Origin of the sequence: Tomitella cavernea (genome assembly GCF_016599145.1) — a bacterium.
Taxonomy (GTDB): domain Bacteria; phylum Actinomycetota; class Actinomycetes; order Mycobacteriales; family Mycobacteriaceae; genus Tomitella; species Tomitella cavernae.
The window spans coordinates 75,888-91,536 of sequence record NZ_JAENKO010000005.1 but is presented as its reverse complement, the minus strand read 5'-3'; the positions used below and the strand labels follow the sequence as shown (position 1 = coordinate 91,536).

The 15,649-nt window shown below is 71.2% G+C and carries 12 protein-coding genes; 5 read left to right on the top strand and 7 right to left on the bottom strand.

Annotation, left to right across the window (positions count from 1 at the left end; translation table 11 throughout):
• Positions 1-72: 72 nt before the first annotated feature.
• The gene (locus tag JJ683_RS03810; RefSeq protein ID WP_200171376.1) at positions 73-1,644 is read right to left on the bottom strand and encodes a pyridoxal phosphate-dependent decarboxylase family protein; all 1,572 of its coding nucleotides are present in this window, start codon (positions 1,642-1,644) and stop codon (positions 73-75) included.
• A gap of 6 nt (positions 1,645-1,650) precedes the next feature.
• On the bottom strand, positions 1,651-3,051 hold the full coding sequence (locus JJ683_RS03805) for an MFS transporter (RefSeq protein WP_200171374.1): 1,401 nt from the start codon (positions 3,049-3,051) through the stop codon (positions 1,651-1,653).
• Positions 3,052-3,212: 161 nt separating this feature from the next.
• Here JJ683_RS03805 and JJ683_RS03800 point away from each other — a divergent pair, with 161 nt between their 5' ends.
• From JJ683_RS03800 to JJ683_RS18875, 3 genes are all read left to right on the top strand, one after another.
• Complete coding sequence (locus JJ683_RS03800; RefSeq protein WP_200171372.1) at positions 3,213-4,643, top strand: glycosyltransferase family protein; 1,431 nt, start codon at positions 3,213-3,215, stop codon at positions 4,641-4,643.
• A 180-nt stretch (positions 4,644-4,823) separates the two neighbouring features.
• A complete protein-coding gene (locus JJ683_RS19590; protein WP_307810670.1) occupies positions 4,824-5,201 on the top strand; it encodes a response regulator transcription factor in 378 nt (125 codons plus the stop codon).
• Positions 5,202-6,002: 801 nt separating this feature from the next.
• Entirely contained in the window at positions 6,003-6,305 is a 303-nt protein-coding gene (locus JJ683_RS18875) for a helix-turn-helix transcriptional regulator (RefSeq protein WP_242474386.1), read from the top strand.
• A 75-nt stretch (positions 6,306-6,380) separates the two neighbouring features.
• Here the strand turns inward: JJ683_RS18875 and JJ683_RS03785 are convergent, their stop codons facing one another.
• The 5 genes from JJ683_RS03785 to JJ683_RS03765 all read right to left on the bottom strand — a co-directional run bounded on the left by JJ683_RS03785 (position 6,381) and on the right by JJ683_RS03765 (position 13,420).
• A complete protein-coding gene (locus tag JJ683_RS03785; RefSeq protein WP_242474376.1) occupies positions 6,381-7,490 on the bottom strand; it encodes an N-acetylmuramoyl-L-alanine amidase family protein in 1,110 nt (369 codons plus the stop codon).
• Positions 7,491-7,856: 366 nt separating this feature from the next.
• The gene (locus JJ683_RS03780) at positions 7,857-8,603 is read right to left on the bottom strand and encodes a peptidylprolyl isomerase (RefSeq protein WP_372435232.1); all 747 of its coding nucleotides are present in this window, start codon (positions 8,601-8,603) and stop codon (positions 7,857-7,859) included.
• Positions 8,604-8,658: 55 nt separating this feature from the next.
• Positions 8,659-10,290, bottom strand: coding sequence for a glycosyltransferase family 87 protein (locus tag JJ683_RS03775; protein WP_200171367.1), 1,632 nt, complete (start codon positions 10,288-10,290; stop codon positions 8,659-8,661).
• A gap of 68 nt (positions 10,291-10,358) precedes the next feature.
• Positions 10,359-12,761, bottom strand: coding sequence for a transglycosylase domain-containing protein (locus JJ683_RS03770; protein WP_242474375.1), 2,403 nt, complete (start codon positions 12,759-12,761; stop codon positions 10,359-10,361).
• A gap of 254 nt (positions 12,762-13,015) precedes the next feature.
• Positions 13,016-13,420, bottom strand: coding sequence for a DUF5318 family protein (locus JJ683_RS03765; RefSeq protein WP_307810668.1), 405 nt, complete (start codon positions 13,418-13,420; stop codon positions 13,016-13,018).
• A gap of 190 nt (positions 13,421-13,610) precedes the next feature.
• Between JJ683_RS03765 and JJ683_RS03760 the strand changes: the two genes are divergently transcribed.
• Positions 13,611-14,207: a PadR family transcriptional regulator gene (locus JJ683_RS03760; protein ID WP_200171361.1), complete on the top strand. Its 597-nt coding sequence runs from the start codon at positions 13,611-13,613 to the stop codon at positions 14,205-14,207.
• Positions 14,200-15,300 (top strand): inositol-3-phosphate synthase, encoded by a 1,101-nt coding sequence (locus JJ683_RS03755; RefSeq protein WP_200171359.1) that lies wholly within the window; start codon positions 14,200-14,202, stop codon positions 15,298-15,300. The genes JJ683_RS03760 and JJ683_RS03755 overlap by 8 nt, the downstream gene beginning before the upstream one ends.
• Positions 15,301-15,649 lie beyond the last annotated feature (349 nt).

The following is a 15,649-nucleotide window of genomic DNA, read 5'->3' as shown; positions in this document are numbered from 1 at the left end:
AGACGGGTTGCTGACCTGCGATGTCCGCCCGTGCCGGCACCGTGCGCCGTGGCCGGCTCTCGCAGGTGCGCCTCACGGCGGCGGCGGCGTCAACTGCCGGCTGAGCACCGCAGTGAGCAGGCGCTCGGCGAGCGGCGCGGGAATGGCGTCCACCAGCGCGTGCACCGGCGCCATGCGGGTGGGCAGCCCGGCGGGGACGCCGTCGCCCACGCCCGCCAGCCGCAGCAGGCCCTCGACCTGCTCCTCGCTGAGTTCGGCGGGTTCGATGGTGCGCGCCATCTCCACCAGCCGCGCGTCGGGCTCGACCCGGCCGTGCACGCGGGCCGCGTCGGCCGCCTCACGCAGGGCTGCCAGCAGCTCGTCGATCCGCCCGGCAGCCGCACCGGTGATGGAGGCGTGCGCCGTCATCGGCACCCGCCGGGCACGCGGCGCGGTGCCCATCGACGGCTGCACCTGCAGGTACCACCCGCGCTGCGCGAGCTCGTCCACCACGACGCGCACGTCCGGGTCGTCGGGCCCGCCGTCGTCGGTAAACGCCACGAGCGTCGAGTCCACCGCCCCGACGGTGTGCAGCCCGTCGATCCCGGGGGATCCGTCGGTCCCGTCGATCCCGGCCGCGAGGCGACGCGCAGCACCGTGCGCCGACACGGCCAGGGACCGGAACCCCGGCAAACCGTCGCCCGGGCCGCGGTCCTCGATGCCCAGGAGTTTTTGCACCGCCCAGGCCGACGCCATCGGGCCCACCGGGCGGCTGGACTGCAGTGTCGGGTTGACCAGGGGATACCCCGCCCACCCGGCCAGCGTGAACCAGTGCAGCCGCCGCAGCTCGGCGCTCCGGTGCAGCAGCACGGAGACGCCCTTGGGCACGTAGCCGTACTTGTGCAGGTCCACGGCGACCGACGTCACCCCCGGAATGTCGAACGCGAACGGCGGCGCGTCATCGAGGAACGGCAGAATCCACCCGCCGATGCACGCGTCCACGTGGCAGGGCACCTCCCACCGCGCGGCGGCCGCGGCGATGGGCTCCACCGGGTCCACCACCCCGTATGCGTAGGACGGCGCCGAGACGACGACGAGCGCGGTACGCGGGCCGATGGCTGCCGCCATCTGCTCCGGATCCGCCCGCAGCGTGTCCGGATCCACCGGCACCGTCTGCACCTTGAGGCCGAACAGGTGCGCGGCCTTGAAGAACGCGGCATGCGCCGTCGCCGGCACCACGATCCGCGGATTGCCGGTGCTGCGCCGACGCCGCCAGAGCTCGCGCGCACCGAGCACCGCCAGCAGGCACGACTCGGTGCCGCCGCTGGTGACGGTCCCCACGGTCGCGTCGTCGCCGCCCAGTTGACCGGCGACGATGGCCACCAGGTCGTTCTCGATGCGGGCCACCGACGGGAACTGCGTGGGGTCCAGGCCGTTGACGTGCGCCAGCAGCTCGTAGGCGCGCAGCGCCACCGCGTCGACCTCGCCGAGCCCCGAGTCGAACACGTACGCCGTGGTGGTACCGCCACGGGTGGGCAGATCATCGCGCCGCAGGTCCGCGAGTTCCGCCAGCACCCGGTGCGCTCGGGTACCCAACGGCGTTTCGGCCGCGGAGCCTCGATCCTGCCGCCCCGCCGGTTCCTGTTCTCGTCCGTCCGGATCCATCCGGCATCACCCGCCTCGTCCTATCTGCTCACCTCCTCCAGCATGCCCGGTCCGGCCGTGATCCGGGGGGCGATGCGCCAGCACGAACACGATGCTCAGCAGGGCGCACGCCGCCGGCACCAGCGACATCGACCAAGTGATCGCGTGCAGCGCGGACGACGGCTGGGCCATGGTCTCGTCGCCGGAGCCGGAGACATACCCGCTGAGCCCCAGCACCACGGACACGACGACGAACGGCCCCAGCGCCAGGCCCACCGTCTCGCCCGCCGTCCACACCCCGGTGAGGATGCCCGCGCGCGACGCACCGGTGGCGCGGGCGTCGTCGGCCAGCGTGTCCGGCAGCATGGCGAGCGGGAACATCTGTGTGCCCGCGTACCCGACGCCGACCACGGCCACCAGCGCGTACACGCCCGCCGCCGGCAGCGATCCGCCCGTCGTCAGGCCCAGCGCGCCCGCGGCGAACACCGCCGTCGCCAGCACGTACCCAGGTCGCTTGCCCACCAGCCCGGCGACCCGGTGCCACAGCGGCATCGTCACCAGCGCCGGCCCCACCAGGCACGCGAAGAGCACGGAGGTGAGTCCCTCGTCGCCCAGGTGGTACCGCGCGAAGTACGGTGCCGCCGCGAGCATCGCCCCCGAGGCCACCGCCTGCAGGACGAATGCCGCGAGCAGCGCGACGAACGGCCTGTTGCCGGCGGCGGCGCGCAGCTGGGAGCGGACGGTGCCGGTGACCTCGCCGACCCGCACGGTGCGGATGCCGCGCGTGCCGCGCCACGCGGCCACCATGCCGGCGGCGATCCCGCACCCCAGCACGACGCCCATCAGCGCGTATCCGCCACGTCCCTCGCCGCCCACGGTCACCAGGACCGGCGCGGTGACGCCGAACAGCAGGATTCCGACGGTGAGCATGGCGATCCGCCAGGCTGTGATGGTGGTGCGCTCGGCCGGGTCGGCGGTCATCTCGGTGGGCATGGTCACGTACGGAACCTGGAAGACGCCGTAGCCGGTCGCCGCCAGCAGGAAGAACACGACCACCCAGCCGGCCGCCGCACCGCCCGACAGCGCACCGGGTGTGAGGAAGGTGAGCGCGAACGCCGCCGGCAACGCGGCCGCCCCGGCGAGCAGCCACGGGCGCCGGTCGCCGCGGGCCATGAGCGTGCGGTCGGTCATCCGACCGATGGCGGGCGCGATGAGGACGTCCCACAGCTTGGGCACCAGGACCACGGTCCCGGCGAGCCCGGCGGCGACCGCGAGCGTGTCCGTCAGGTAATAGGCCAGCAGGAGGCCCGGAACCACGCCGAATCCGCCCGTCCCCAGCGAGCCGAGGGCGTAGCCGACTGTCTGGCGGCGCGTGAGGTTCCGGCCCGCGGGCCGCGTATCCGGACGCCCGGCCTCCGCGTCGGTCACAACCCGCCTCCGCCCTCGCCGGCCGTCGCAGCTGCAATCGGACGCTGCCGCACCGCACGCTGTCGTCCTGGTCCGCAGCGTATCGGCGCGGGGCCGGCCGCGCGCGCGAATCAACGGGCGCGCGCCGTCGCCCCCGGGCGTTCTTCCCTACGCTGGCCCCCATGCGCCTGCCCGCCCGGACGACCACCGTCGTCGTCCTCGCATCCCTGGTGACCCTGGTGCTGGGGTACGTCAACAAGGCGCGCTGCGCCGGGCCGCCGTTCTCGGACCTGGGACGCAGCCTCAAGTTCGAGGCCCTCAAGAACGTCGACGTGTGCTATTCGGACATCCAGTACCTGTGGATCGGCCGCGACATCGACAACCACGTCTTCCCATTCCTGCACGGCGGCATCACCGCCTCCGGGAGCCTGTTCGGCGGCACCGTCGAGTACCCGGTGCTCAGCGGGCTGCTCATGTGGCTGGGCGGCATCGGATCGCACACCGACGCCGCCTTCCTGCTCCACAGCGCCATCATCATGGCGCCGTTCGGGCTGCTCACCGCGTGGCTGCTCGGCCGGATCGCCGGGTGGCGGGCACTGTGGTGGTCGCTGAGCCCGGCCGTCGTGTTGTTCGCCTTCCACAACTGGGACCTGCCCGCGGTGGCCGCCACGGTCGCCGCCGCCTTCGTGATGCTGAAGGGCCCCGGCACGCTGCGGACCCGCGGGATGATCGCCGCAGCACTGCTCGCGGTGGGCGCCTGCCTCAAGCTCTACCCGGGGTTGTTCGTGCTGCCCGTCGCGCTGGCGGTCCTGTGGGGCCCCGTCACGCGGCACGCCGCCCCCCCACCCAACGACCCCGAGCCCGACGACCCCGAGCCCGACGACCAGGACGCAGGGACGCCGGCCCGACCATGGCGATCCGGCGCTCTCGACGTGCGCGGCGCGCTCGCCACCGTCGGCGTCGCCGCCGCGGTCGCCGTCGCGATCAACCTGCCGTTCGCCGTCCTCGGGTTCCGCGGCTGGCTGGCGTCGTTCGCCTTCCAGGGCAAGCGCACGGCGGACATCACCACGAACTCCCTCTGGTACTGGGGCCTGCGTCCGCTCATCGGCGACGACGACACCTACGACGCCGTCGTCTCCGTCGCCTCGCCCGTGCTGGTCGTCGCCTCGTTCGCGCTGGCGTTGTGGATCGGCGTCCGGATCGCCCGCCGCACGGGCACCTACCCCTGGCTGCAGGTCTCGGCGGCGATGCTGTGCGGGTTCCTCCTGCTGCATAAGGTGCACTCGCCGCAATACGTGCTGTGGCTGCTCCCGTTCTTCGTGCTGCTGCGCGTGCCGTGGCCGCTGGTCGCCGGGTATCTGACTGCCAACACCGCGCTCGGAATCGCCTTGTTCCGCTACTACGCGGCGCTGGGCACCGACCCGGACGCGGCGCGCCGATGGGAGTACGCGGTGTGGTTCGGCGTGTGGGGACAGATCGCGCTTCTCGCCGTCCTCTTCACCGTATTCCTGCGGGCGTCCCCCACGGGCGATGGCCCGCAGCGATCGCCCCGCAGTCCGGTGCGCCGAGAACCTTCGTCTGGAAAGCCGCCCGATAGAACAACCGTTTTATAGAACACCCGTTCCTGGATATCCCGCCATTCACCCCGTCACCGACCGTCGGGTTGTGAAACGAATTCGGCTCAGTGATCGATCACACCACCAGTGACCGGCGACGGCGGGCCGGAGGCGATCCCGGTGCGCCGTGCGGTGTGGCATGGATGCCCGCCGGCGAGAGCATCTGGGGAGGATCTAGTGCGCACACCGGAACGCGGCCGGCACACGCCGGGCGACGGCACCGAACCCGACGGCACACGCGCGCGGGGAGGCGGAACCGCCGCCCCCGGGCGGGGAGCGGCCACCATCTTCCGGCCCGACGCACCCCCCGCTCAGGCGCGGGTCTACGCGCAGCCCACGCTGTCGCACCGCGAGATCGAGGTGCTGCGCTGCTGGCTGCTCTCGGATTCCAAGACCGAGGTCAGCGGCAAGCTGCACGTGGCGCCCGGCACGATCAAGTCGCACCTGCACCGCATCCGCGGCAAGTACGAGGCGGTCGGCCGCAACGCAGGCACGAAGGCCTCGCTGGTGGCGCGCGCACTCCAGGACGGGATCCTCACCCTCGAAGAGCTGTGACCGAGTCGTGACTTCCGGCGCGGACGCCACAGTGCCGCAAGATATGAATTGCATTGATGTCATTCGCATCAAAGCAGGCCTTCGGGCTTTCGTGGCGCGCATCGTCAATGCACCGGCCACACCTCTCGGACAATTTTAGAACAACAGTTTGATTGCGAACGGACAGGCGTGGACGCATCGCGCAGAAGTTGTCGGAGTCCGTCACTAGCCTCGTTCACGAAAGCAATTTTTCGGTAGATGATCACCTCCGCGAACGGGTTCGTCCGGGGTGGTGCAGGTCCGCAGAACAATGCGTCCGGAACCCCCTGCCTCTGTGATCCGTCCGCCCGCAGCGCCGGACTTCCGACGGACGACGGCGACAGCGCCCGCCGGCTGGCCGCACTGCGCGCAGTCGGCAGTGCGGCAGGGGACGGCATCGCACCGGCCACGGGACGCATGTTCGCGGCGCGACCGGCGGGACATGGCCGTCCCGTCCACGAAGGGAGTTGAGGAGCGTTGGCACACGACACGCCCTCGGACGATGACCGGACCGACCACGAGGCGCACTCCGATTCCGCGAGCACTGCCGGGTCGCGTCGTCGCGTCCGTCCCATGCGGTCCGACCCGACGGGGCGTCCCGATCTCCCCAGCGGCGCGCGGCCGCACCCCCGGCCCCAGCCCGGTCGCGTCGTGCCCCGCCCCACCGGCCACCGCGGCCCGGAAGGGGCACGCCCGCCGGCCCCGCGGAGGCAGCCGGAACAGGAGTCCCGCACCCGGAGTGCGCGCAGCCAGGACCCGCGCACCCAGGATCCCCCGTGGCGGATGCCGGGCGGCCCCGGGCCGGGAGCATCCGCCACTGGAACACCGGGTCCGGCAGGACGGCCCGGCCAGGCGCTGCCCAAGCCCAGCCTGTCGGCGCGCGAGGTGGAGGTGCTGCTGTCCTGGTTCCAGTCGGAGTCCAAAGCGGCGGTATCGGAGAAGCTCGGCCTGGCCCCCGGCACCGTCTCCACGTACCTGTCCCGCATCCGGGTGAAGTACGAGCTGGTGGGACGCACGGCCAACTCCAAGGCGGCGCTCGTCGCGCGGGCGGTGCAGGACGGCCTGGTCACTCTCGACGAGCTCTGACGCCCGCGACGGGGGCCGCACCGATGCGCGGCCCCCGTCGCGGGCGTCAGGTCGCCGTCCGTGCGGCGCCGCCGGTCAGGCGGTCCCCGCCTCGGCCAGCAACGGCCCCGCCAGGTCCGTCGCCGTGCCGAGAATCCCCTCGACCTTCGCGATGTTGCCGTCGTTGATGAGCGCCAGCAGCGAGTCGATGCCGTTGACTGAGATCAGCTGCTCGAACAGGTCCATCACGTCGTCGACGCGGTCCAGGACGCCGTCGAGCATGCCGCCGTCTCCCCCGACAACACCGCCACCGGCGCCGTCCGCCGTGCCGCCGGTGGCACCGCCCCCGGCCTCGGGCGAGCCACCCCCCGGTTCGTCGGCCCCCGACTCGTCCGCCACCGCGTCCTCCGCGGCCGCACCCGCCGCGCCGCCGCCGGCCAGGTAGGTCGCGATGCCGACGGCGATGGCCTTGGCGTGCTTCGCCTGCCCGTCTGCGCTCTCGAGGACCTTCGCGTCACCGGGATTCGAACCGTTGCCCATCTCCACGAACACCAACGGGACCTCCGTGAGCGCCGGGCCTGCGACGTCGCCACGCTCATCCAGCCCGTCCCGGCCCAGGTAGTTCGACGGCGTGAACCCGCTGTCCCGGTACACGTCGCGCATGATCTTCGACGCCGCACGCCCGCCGTCGGCCTGCGCCTTCTCGGCCTTGGCGTCCGTGATCCCGTCGAGCTTCGGGATGATCATGTGGAAACCGTGGTTCGTGGTGTCCGTCCCCGCCGAGGTGGAATCAGCGTGGATGCTCACGGCCACATCCGCACCAGACTCGTTGGCCTTGTCCGCGCGGTCGGTGATGCAGCCTCCCCAGCCGGTGGCGCCGCGGCTCATGACCACGTCCGCCCCCAGCTGCTGCAGGGCGCCCTTGACGATCTCCGCCACGTTGTAGGTGATCGCATACTCGGGGGTGCCGCCCAGCGCGGTCATTCCGGAGGTCTGGCAGTTCTTGGTGCCGCCGTACCCGTCGTCCACCTGCTTGGACATGTCGTGGCCCGCCGCGGACTCCTGATGGCCCGGGTCGAGGAACACGGTCTTGCCGGCCAGGGCGTCGCCGGAGACGTCATCGGCGGCCGCACTCGTGGCCGGCACCACGAAGGCCGCCGCGGTGACGCCCGCCAGCAGCAGCGAAGCGAAAGCAGATCGTTTCATCGTCGGTTGACGCGCGCGCGGGCGACGCGTCGTCCTCCTCCCTCAGGGGCGTCCGGACCTGCCACCGCGGGGTCGGCACTACGCCCAGGCCCCGCGGCCGCTCGAGTCCTCTCGGTGAGCATCGGCGTCAGTGGTCGCTCGAGCGTCAATCACAACGGCATCATGCATCACATGTGCTTCAGTAATCAGGCACGCCTCAGCAACCACTTCAGTCTCAACTTGCACAAGTGAACCAGATACCGCGTGTCAATGCGAGGGACTGGGAGAAATCGGTGATAAAGAAGCCCGCCGCGGGCGGTCCGTCCTCACGTCGGGGTTCGGTCCGCCGGCGGCGGGTGCGGCGCGCACAGTCGACGCCCGGGGCGCTCAGCCGACGGTGGCGTCGGTGATCTGCACCTCCATGGTGGGCGCCGTCATGCCGCCCGGGCCCGGCTCGGTGCCGGCGGCGGCGACTTTGTCGAGCACCGCCAGCCCGGCCTCGTCGATGGTGCCGAACACCGTGTACTCGGGCGGCAGCGGCGAGTCCTTGTACACCAGGAAGAACTGGCTGCCGCCGGAGTGCGCCCGGCCGGTGTTCGCCATCGCGATGGACCCGCGCGGGTAGACGACGGTGCCGGGGCCCATGCCCTCGGCCGGCGCGAGGTTCTGCGGGAACTCGTCGGGAATGGTGTAGCCGGGTCCGCCGCGGCCGGTGCCCGTCGGGTCACCGCACTGCAGCACGTAGATGCCCTGGTCGGTGAGCCGGTGGCACGGGGTGTCGTCGAAGTAGTCCTGCTGGGCCAGCGACACCATGCTCTCGACCGTGCACGGCGCCTGCGCGCGGTCGAGCGTGAGCCCGATGGTTCCGACCGACGTGGCCAGGGTCAAGGGCACAGTGCCGGTGGTGGGCGGGTTCGAGTCCTTCGGCGGGTGCACGTTGCGCGCAGCGGCCTGCGGCGACGCGGTGAAGTCGCACAGCCCTGCCTCCGTCGTGGGCGGCGGGGTCGTCGCGGCCGTCGTACCGGCGGCGCCGGTGGCGGTCGTGGCGGCGGCCGCGTCGGAAGAACCGTCGCTGCTGCCGCAGCCGGCCAGCACCAGGCCGGCGGCGGACACGGCGACGGCGATGCGGGAGATCGATGTCCATCGTCCTGAAGTCACCAGCGCAGGATATGCCACCGATCCGGCGTCGTCACCGACGCGCGAGGCGTGCCACCGGCCTCCTGTGCGGACGCGGCGGCGCGCCCGGCCGGTCCGCGGCACCGCGGGCCGGGGTCCTGCCCGGCGCATCCGGCGCCCCGTCGAGCACGCCGCCCGCCGGGTCGTCGACCGGCGCGGCACCGAAGACCGGGCCCGGTGGTGCCGCCCGCACCAGGTCCTCGCCCGGCCGGTAGATCTGCCGGATCACCAGCGCGCACAGCCCCACCACCGCGATGTCCCGCACCAGGACGGTGGCCGTGAACCACTGCTCCGGCAGGCCCATGTTGGACACACCCAGGTAGAACATCATCCGCGGCACCCACACCAGGGCGTCGACGGTCATCCATGCGAGGAGGATCCTGCGGTGCGGCAACGCGAGCACCGCGAGCGGCACCAGCCACAGCGAGTACTGCGGGCTCCATACCTTGTTGGTCAACAGGAACGCCGCCACCACCAGGAAGCAGAGCTGCGCGACCCGGGGGCGACGGCGCGCAGTGAGGCCGACCGCGAGGATCCCCACGCACGCGGCGGCGAACAACCCCATCGTCACCATGTTGAGCGTCGACGGCGTCTCGCCCGGCGCGAGCGGGCCGTCGAACCCGGTCCACCCGGTGAACGAGGCGATGACGTTGTAGATCGAATCCGGGTCCATGGGGCGCAACCGGTTGAGACGGAAGAACTCCGCCCAGCCGTCGGGGTAGAGCACCGCGATGGGCAGGTTGACCGCCGCCCAGGCGACGACGGCGCCGGCGGCCGCCTTCCACCACGCGCGCATCCGCCCGGACCGGAAGCACAGCACCAGCAGCGGCCCCAGCAGCAGCGCCGGATACATCTTGGCCGCCGCGCCGAGGCCCAGCAGCACACCCGCGAGCACCGGTCTGCGCCGCGCCCACGCCAGCAGCCCACCCATGGCGAACGCGGTGGCCAGCGCGTCGAAGTTGGTGAAGGCGTGCACCAGCACCAGCGGGCTCAGCGCGATGAGCGCCGCATCCCACGGGCGACGGCGGCCCGTCAGCGACGCGCTCGCCCACACGGTGATCAGCCACGCCAGAGCGAGCCCCGCGGCGACCACGTTGAAGTAGATGACCACCTCGAGCGCGCCCGGCAGCATGCCGGCCTCGGCACCCGCATGCCACGCCTTGGCTATGCGCATCGACGCGTACTGGTAGAGCCCGGAGAGCACCGGATACTCCATGTGCCGGATCACCGGCTGCCCGTCGGGGCCCACGGAGCCGTCGGTCCACGACGACTTGTACGGGAACTCGCCCTGCGCGAGCTTTTCGATGCCGTAGAGCGGAATCGTGTCGGAGTAGCACATCGCCACGTACTGGCGGCTGCCCCGCCAGTCGAGCGTCATCGCCCCGTCCTCGCCGCCCGGATACTGCTGGATGCACGGGGCCTTTCCGAGCCACGACAGCGCCAGGACCGCCACCGACAGCGCCAGGAGCACGCGCAACGGCGTGAAGAAGCGTTGCCGCCCGACGTCCGCATGCACGCCCACCGGACCGCCGACCAGGGTGGAGAGCCCGACGGTCAGCGTGTCCGTGCGTGACGGGAGGTCGCGGCCGTCCACTCCGGGCGGCGGCGCGGCGTCCGCGGCCTGCGGCGGCCCGGGGGACGCCACGTGCGGCGACGCAGGATCCCCCGGGGGAGTTCCGGACTCCCCCGGGGGATCAGGCGGGCCTGTGCGCGTCACGCACCACCGACGCCCGCCGGTTGCACTGCGTAGCCGGCGCCGGCACGTCCATCGACGGCGCCGTCCGCCTGGCCATCGGCGTCACCCGTCGGGCCGGACGCGCCGTCGCCTGCGCCGCCGCCGTTGCCGCCACCGCCGCCGTTACCGCCGTTACCGCCATTGCCGTTGCCGTTGCCGCCGTCACCGCCGTTACCGCCATTGCCGTTGCCGTTGCCGCCGTTTCCGGTGCCGCCGTCTCCGGTGCCGCCGCCCGGCCCCTGCTCGTTGCCGCCGCGGTTCGGTGGGACAATCACCGGCACCGGCACGCCCATGATCTCCGTCTGCGAGATCTGCGGCAGCTGGACGTCCGGGAGCCGGTCATTGCCGGGCGCCGTCGTCGGCGCCGGCCCCTCGGTCGTCGTCGGAGCCGGACCGGTGGTCGTGGTGGGCGACTCCCGCGTCCACTGCGGCACCCCTGCCACCCCGCCGATCGACTTGGGTGTGGGGAAGGTCTCGAAGTCGGTCCCCTTGAGCGCGCCGTCCATCGCGGACTTCCAGATGTCCGAGGGCAGGCCCGAGCCGTAGATCGTGTTGCCGGCATAGTTGGTGAGCGGCTTGCCGCTCGTGATGTCGCCGACCCACACCGCGGTGCTCAACGACGGGGTGAAGCCGATCATCCAGGCGTCCTTGTTGGCGCCGGTGTCGCCCAGCTGCGTGGTGCCCGTCTTGGCGGCGGAGTCGCGCCCGCCGGCGAGGCTGTGCCCGCGCGAGTACGCGGCGATCGGCTCCATGGCCGCGGTCACGTTGTCCGCGACCGCGGCGGACATGGCGCGCTCACCGTCACCCGGGTCGCGGTCCAGCAGCACATTGCCGTCGGACGTGACGACCTTGGAGACGAAGAACGGGTCGTGATGGATGCCCGACGCGGCGAACGTGCCGTACGCGGACGCCATGTCGAGCGGCCGCGACAGGTACTCGCCCAGGATGATGCCGTTCGAGACGTTGCCGTCGTCGTTCTGCAGGCTGGTGCCCTCCACGCCCGGGATCTTCTTGGGGATGCCGGCCTTGTGGGCCATGTCCGCCACCGACTCGGCGCCGTGATCCAGTGACAGTTCCATGCGGTAGAAGCTCGTGTTGAGCGACATCTTCAGCGCCTGCGCGATGGTGCAGGTGCCGCAGGACTCGCCGCCGACATTGCCTATGTCGATGCCGTTGACCGTCAACGGGGAGCTGTCGAAAGTGGTCGCCAGCGAGCGCCCCTCGTCGAGCAGCGCCGCCAGACCGAACACCTTGAAGGTGGAGCCGGTCTGCAGCGGGGCGTTCGCGAAGTCGTACCCGGTGCCGCTGGGCCCGCCGTAGTAGCCGCGGACTGCGCCCGTGCGCGGATCCACCGACACCACGGCCGTCCGCAGGGTGTCCGGTTCGCCCTCCATCTTGGAGGTGGCCGCGTCGACCACGGCGTTCTGCACCTGCGGATCGATGGTGGTGGTGATCTTCAGGCCGCCGGTGTTGATCTCCTGCTCGCTGATCCCGGCGTCCTTGAGCTCCTGGATCACCTGCGTCTTGATCAGGCCGTTGGGCCCCTCGAGCCGGTTCTCCTGGTCCTGGCTCGCGCCCTGCTCCAGCACCGTGGGGAATGCGAGGGACGCACGCTGGGCGGGATCGAGCGCACCGATCTCCACCATCCCGTCGAGCACGTAGTTCCAGCGCGCCTGCGCCATGTCCGGATTGACCGCCGGATCCAGCGCCGATGGGCTGCGGATGACCTCCGCCAGCACCGCACCCTGCGCAACGTCGAGTTGCTCGACCGGCACCCCGAAATACGCCTCCGACGCGGCCTCGATGCCGTACGCGCCGCGGCCGAAGTAGATCGTGTTCAGGTAGGCCTCGAGGATCTGGTCTTTGGACCAGTTACGGGTCATTTTGGCGGAGATGACCAGCTCCTTCATCTTGCGCCACACAGTGCGTTCCGATCCGACCAGCGCGTTCTTCACGTACTGCTGGGTGATGGTGGAGCCGCCGCCGGCGTTGTCCCGGCCCAGCACGTTGTCGCGGGCCGCGCGCAGATACCCGGACACGGAGAAGCCGGGGTTGGAGTAGAAGTTGCGGTCCTCGGCGGCGATCACGGCGTTGCGCACGTGCGGCGGGACCTGATCGAGGTCGACGTCCTTGCGGTTGGCGCCCATCTCGGCGAGCACGGTGGTCCCGTCATCGGCCACGATGGTGGCCGTCTGCGGGGCCCGGATGGATCCTGGCTGCGGGATGTCTGCCTGCCAGTAGTACACGCCCCCGGCGGCCGCACCGCCGACGATGAGCACCAGCAGGACGATGAGCCCGTACTTGACCGTCTTTCCGAAGATGCGCAGCGCCTTGCGCCCGCCGGTGGGCGCGGGGTCGCGCGGATCACGGCCGTCGGGCATATCGTCGTGGGGCTCGGATGACCCCGGTGGCATGTAGACCAATGCGTCTCCAGATCGTTGCGGGCCCGCGGCGGGTGCTCGGATGATTGTTCACTTGCGGCCGCGGATCACCGGCCGGCGCCTCCGGCCGGTGGTAGCGGCGGGCCCGCCGCGGCCGTGCGGCGACCGCTGTGCGGGACGTCGCGGCGGAGCGCGGCACCGTTACGGCACGGCGGCACGCCTGCGCGCGCACTCCGCGCGCACGATAATACGGCTCACGAGCCTGCGCTGCGCCGCCGCCGTGTGCCGCGGGGTTCCGGAACCCGGCCCAGGACGTACGACCGCACCAGGTGATTCCACCTGCACGTGCGGCAGACCTCGACCTCGTGCACAGTGAACTCGTCGTGCGCCACGGCCAGCCGTTCCAACTCGTCGAGTGTACGGGCGGAGCCGGACACCTGGCCCAGCCGCTCGCCGAAGACCCACGATACGAGCGCCAACGGCTCCTTACGGCAGACCGGGCAGACCACGTCGCTGGGCCGGCCGTGGAACTGCGCGGCCCGCAGCAGGTACGGGCCGGCGTCGCAGACCTCGTCCAGCCCGGTGCGGCCGCCGGACACCGCCGCGAGCACGGATCTCCTCCGCAGCGCGTAGTCCACCACCTGCCGTTGCGTGTGCACCCGTTCAGGGTACGTGCATGCCTGCCCGGGCGAGAGGTGGTGAGAATCACAACGCGCCGACATGTCGGCAAAGTGTGAAAGTCGTCTATAGTTTCTACATATATCGGCGCGATACAAATGACGCACCGACCGATCCGGCACACCGACGTGCCGCCCGATCGGACCCGACTCGCCCGAAAGGCGGTGAAGCGTGCTCGAGCTGGCGATCCTCGGCCTCCTGCACGAATCACCCATGCACGGATACGAGCTGCGCAAGCGACTGACCGGCCTGCTCGGCGCCTTCCGGGCGTTCTCATACGGCTCGCTCTATCCCACCCTCAAGCGCATGCAGGCCCACGGCCTCATCGCCGACGAAGAGGGGGCGGACGGCGTGGTGCGACGACGGGCCCGCAAGGTCTACCGCCTCACCCCTGCGGGTAAGGAGCGCTTCGCGGAGCTGGTGGCCGACACCGGCCCGCAGAACTACACCGACGACGGCTTCGGGGTGCACCTGGCGTTCTTCAGCCGCACCCCCGCCGAGGCCCGCATGCGCATCCTCGAGGGCCGGCGTCGCCAGGTGGAGGAGCGCCGCGAGGGCCTGCGCGACGCCGTCGGCCGCGCCTCCGGCCACATCAACCGCTACACCCGTCAGCTCCACGAGCTGAGCCTCGAATCCAGCGAACGCGAGGTCCGCTGGCTCAACGAGGTCATCGCCGCCGAGTCCGGAGCGAGCCGGACCGACTCAACCGAACCGCCGACGATCAACGCGGCGGCCGCCAAGAAAGAAGGAGAACCCGACCATGGGTGATAACAGCACCGCAGTGCGCGTAGCCATCGTGGGGGTGGGCAACTGTGCGTCATCCCTGGTCCAGGGCGTGCACTACTACAAGGACACGCCCGCGGATTCCACCGTCCCCGGCCTGATGCACGTGCAGTTCGGCAAGTACCACGTCCGCGACGTCCAGTTCGTCGCCGCTTTCGACGTGGACGCCAAGAAGGTCGGCTTCGACCTCTCGGAAGCCATCAACAACTCCGAGAACTGCACCATCAAGATCGCCGACGTGCCGCCCACCGACGTGATCGTGCAGCGCGGCCCCACGCTCGACGGCCTCGGCAAGTACTACAAGGAGACCGTCGAAGAAGCCGACGCCCAGCCGGTCGACGTCGTCCAGGCGCTCAAGGACGCCCAGGTGGACGTCCTCGTCTCCTACCTGCCCGTCGGATCCGACGAGGCCGACAAGTTCTACGCCCAGTGTGCCATCGACGCCGGCGTGGCCTTCGTCAACGCGCTGCCCGTCTTCATCGCCTCCGACCCGGAGTGGGCCCAGAAGTTCGTCGACGCCGGCGTCCCGATCGTGGGCGACGACATCAAGAGCCAGGTGGGCGCCACCATCACCCACCGCGTGATGGCCCGCCTGTTCGAGGACCGCGGCGTGGCGCTCGACCGCACCATGCAGCTCAACGTCGGCGGCAACATGGACTTCAAGAACATGCTCGAACGCGAGCGCCTCGAGTCCAAGAAGGTCTCCAAGACCCAGGCCGTCACCAGCAACCTCAGCGGCTCGCTGGCCGGCAAGATCGACGACGAGAACGTCCACATCGGCCCGTCGGACTACGTGGGCTGGCTCAACGACCGCAAGTGGGCCTACGTGCGCCTCGAAGGCCGCGCCTTCGGCGACGTGCCGCTGAACCTCGAATACAAGCTCGAGGTGTGGGACTCGCCGAACTCCGCCGGCATCATCATCGACGCCGTGCGCGCAGCCAAGATCGCCAAGGACCGCGGCCTGGCCGGCCCCATCCTCCCGGCGTCCGCATACCTGATGAAGTCCCCGCCGGTCCAGATGGAGGACACCCACGCCCGGGAGGAGCTCGAGGCGTTCATCATCGGGGCGGAGGGCTGACGCCCACGGCATCTATCGGGGCGGAAAGCTAGACGCCCCTGCTCCACACCACCAGCGCCGCCGACCAGGCAGCCGCTGCGGATCCGCAACCCGAATCCGCAGCGGGGCCCGATCGGCGGCGCTGGTGCGTCCCCGGCCCCCGGACACCCGTCTCCCGGTGAGCGGGCGGACACGCGCCCATCGCCCGCACGCCCCCCGGAGCCACGCGAAACCGTCGAACACCTGCGTCGACGTGCGTAATCGCGATGCCCGCGTACGGCCGCCCGACGGCCACGGACCGGGGGTTTCCCGTCTCGCGGAACAGAGCCCTTCTCCACCCCGAGAGTCGAGCGTGTGCTGTGTCACGTCA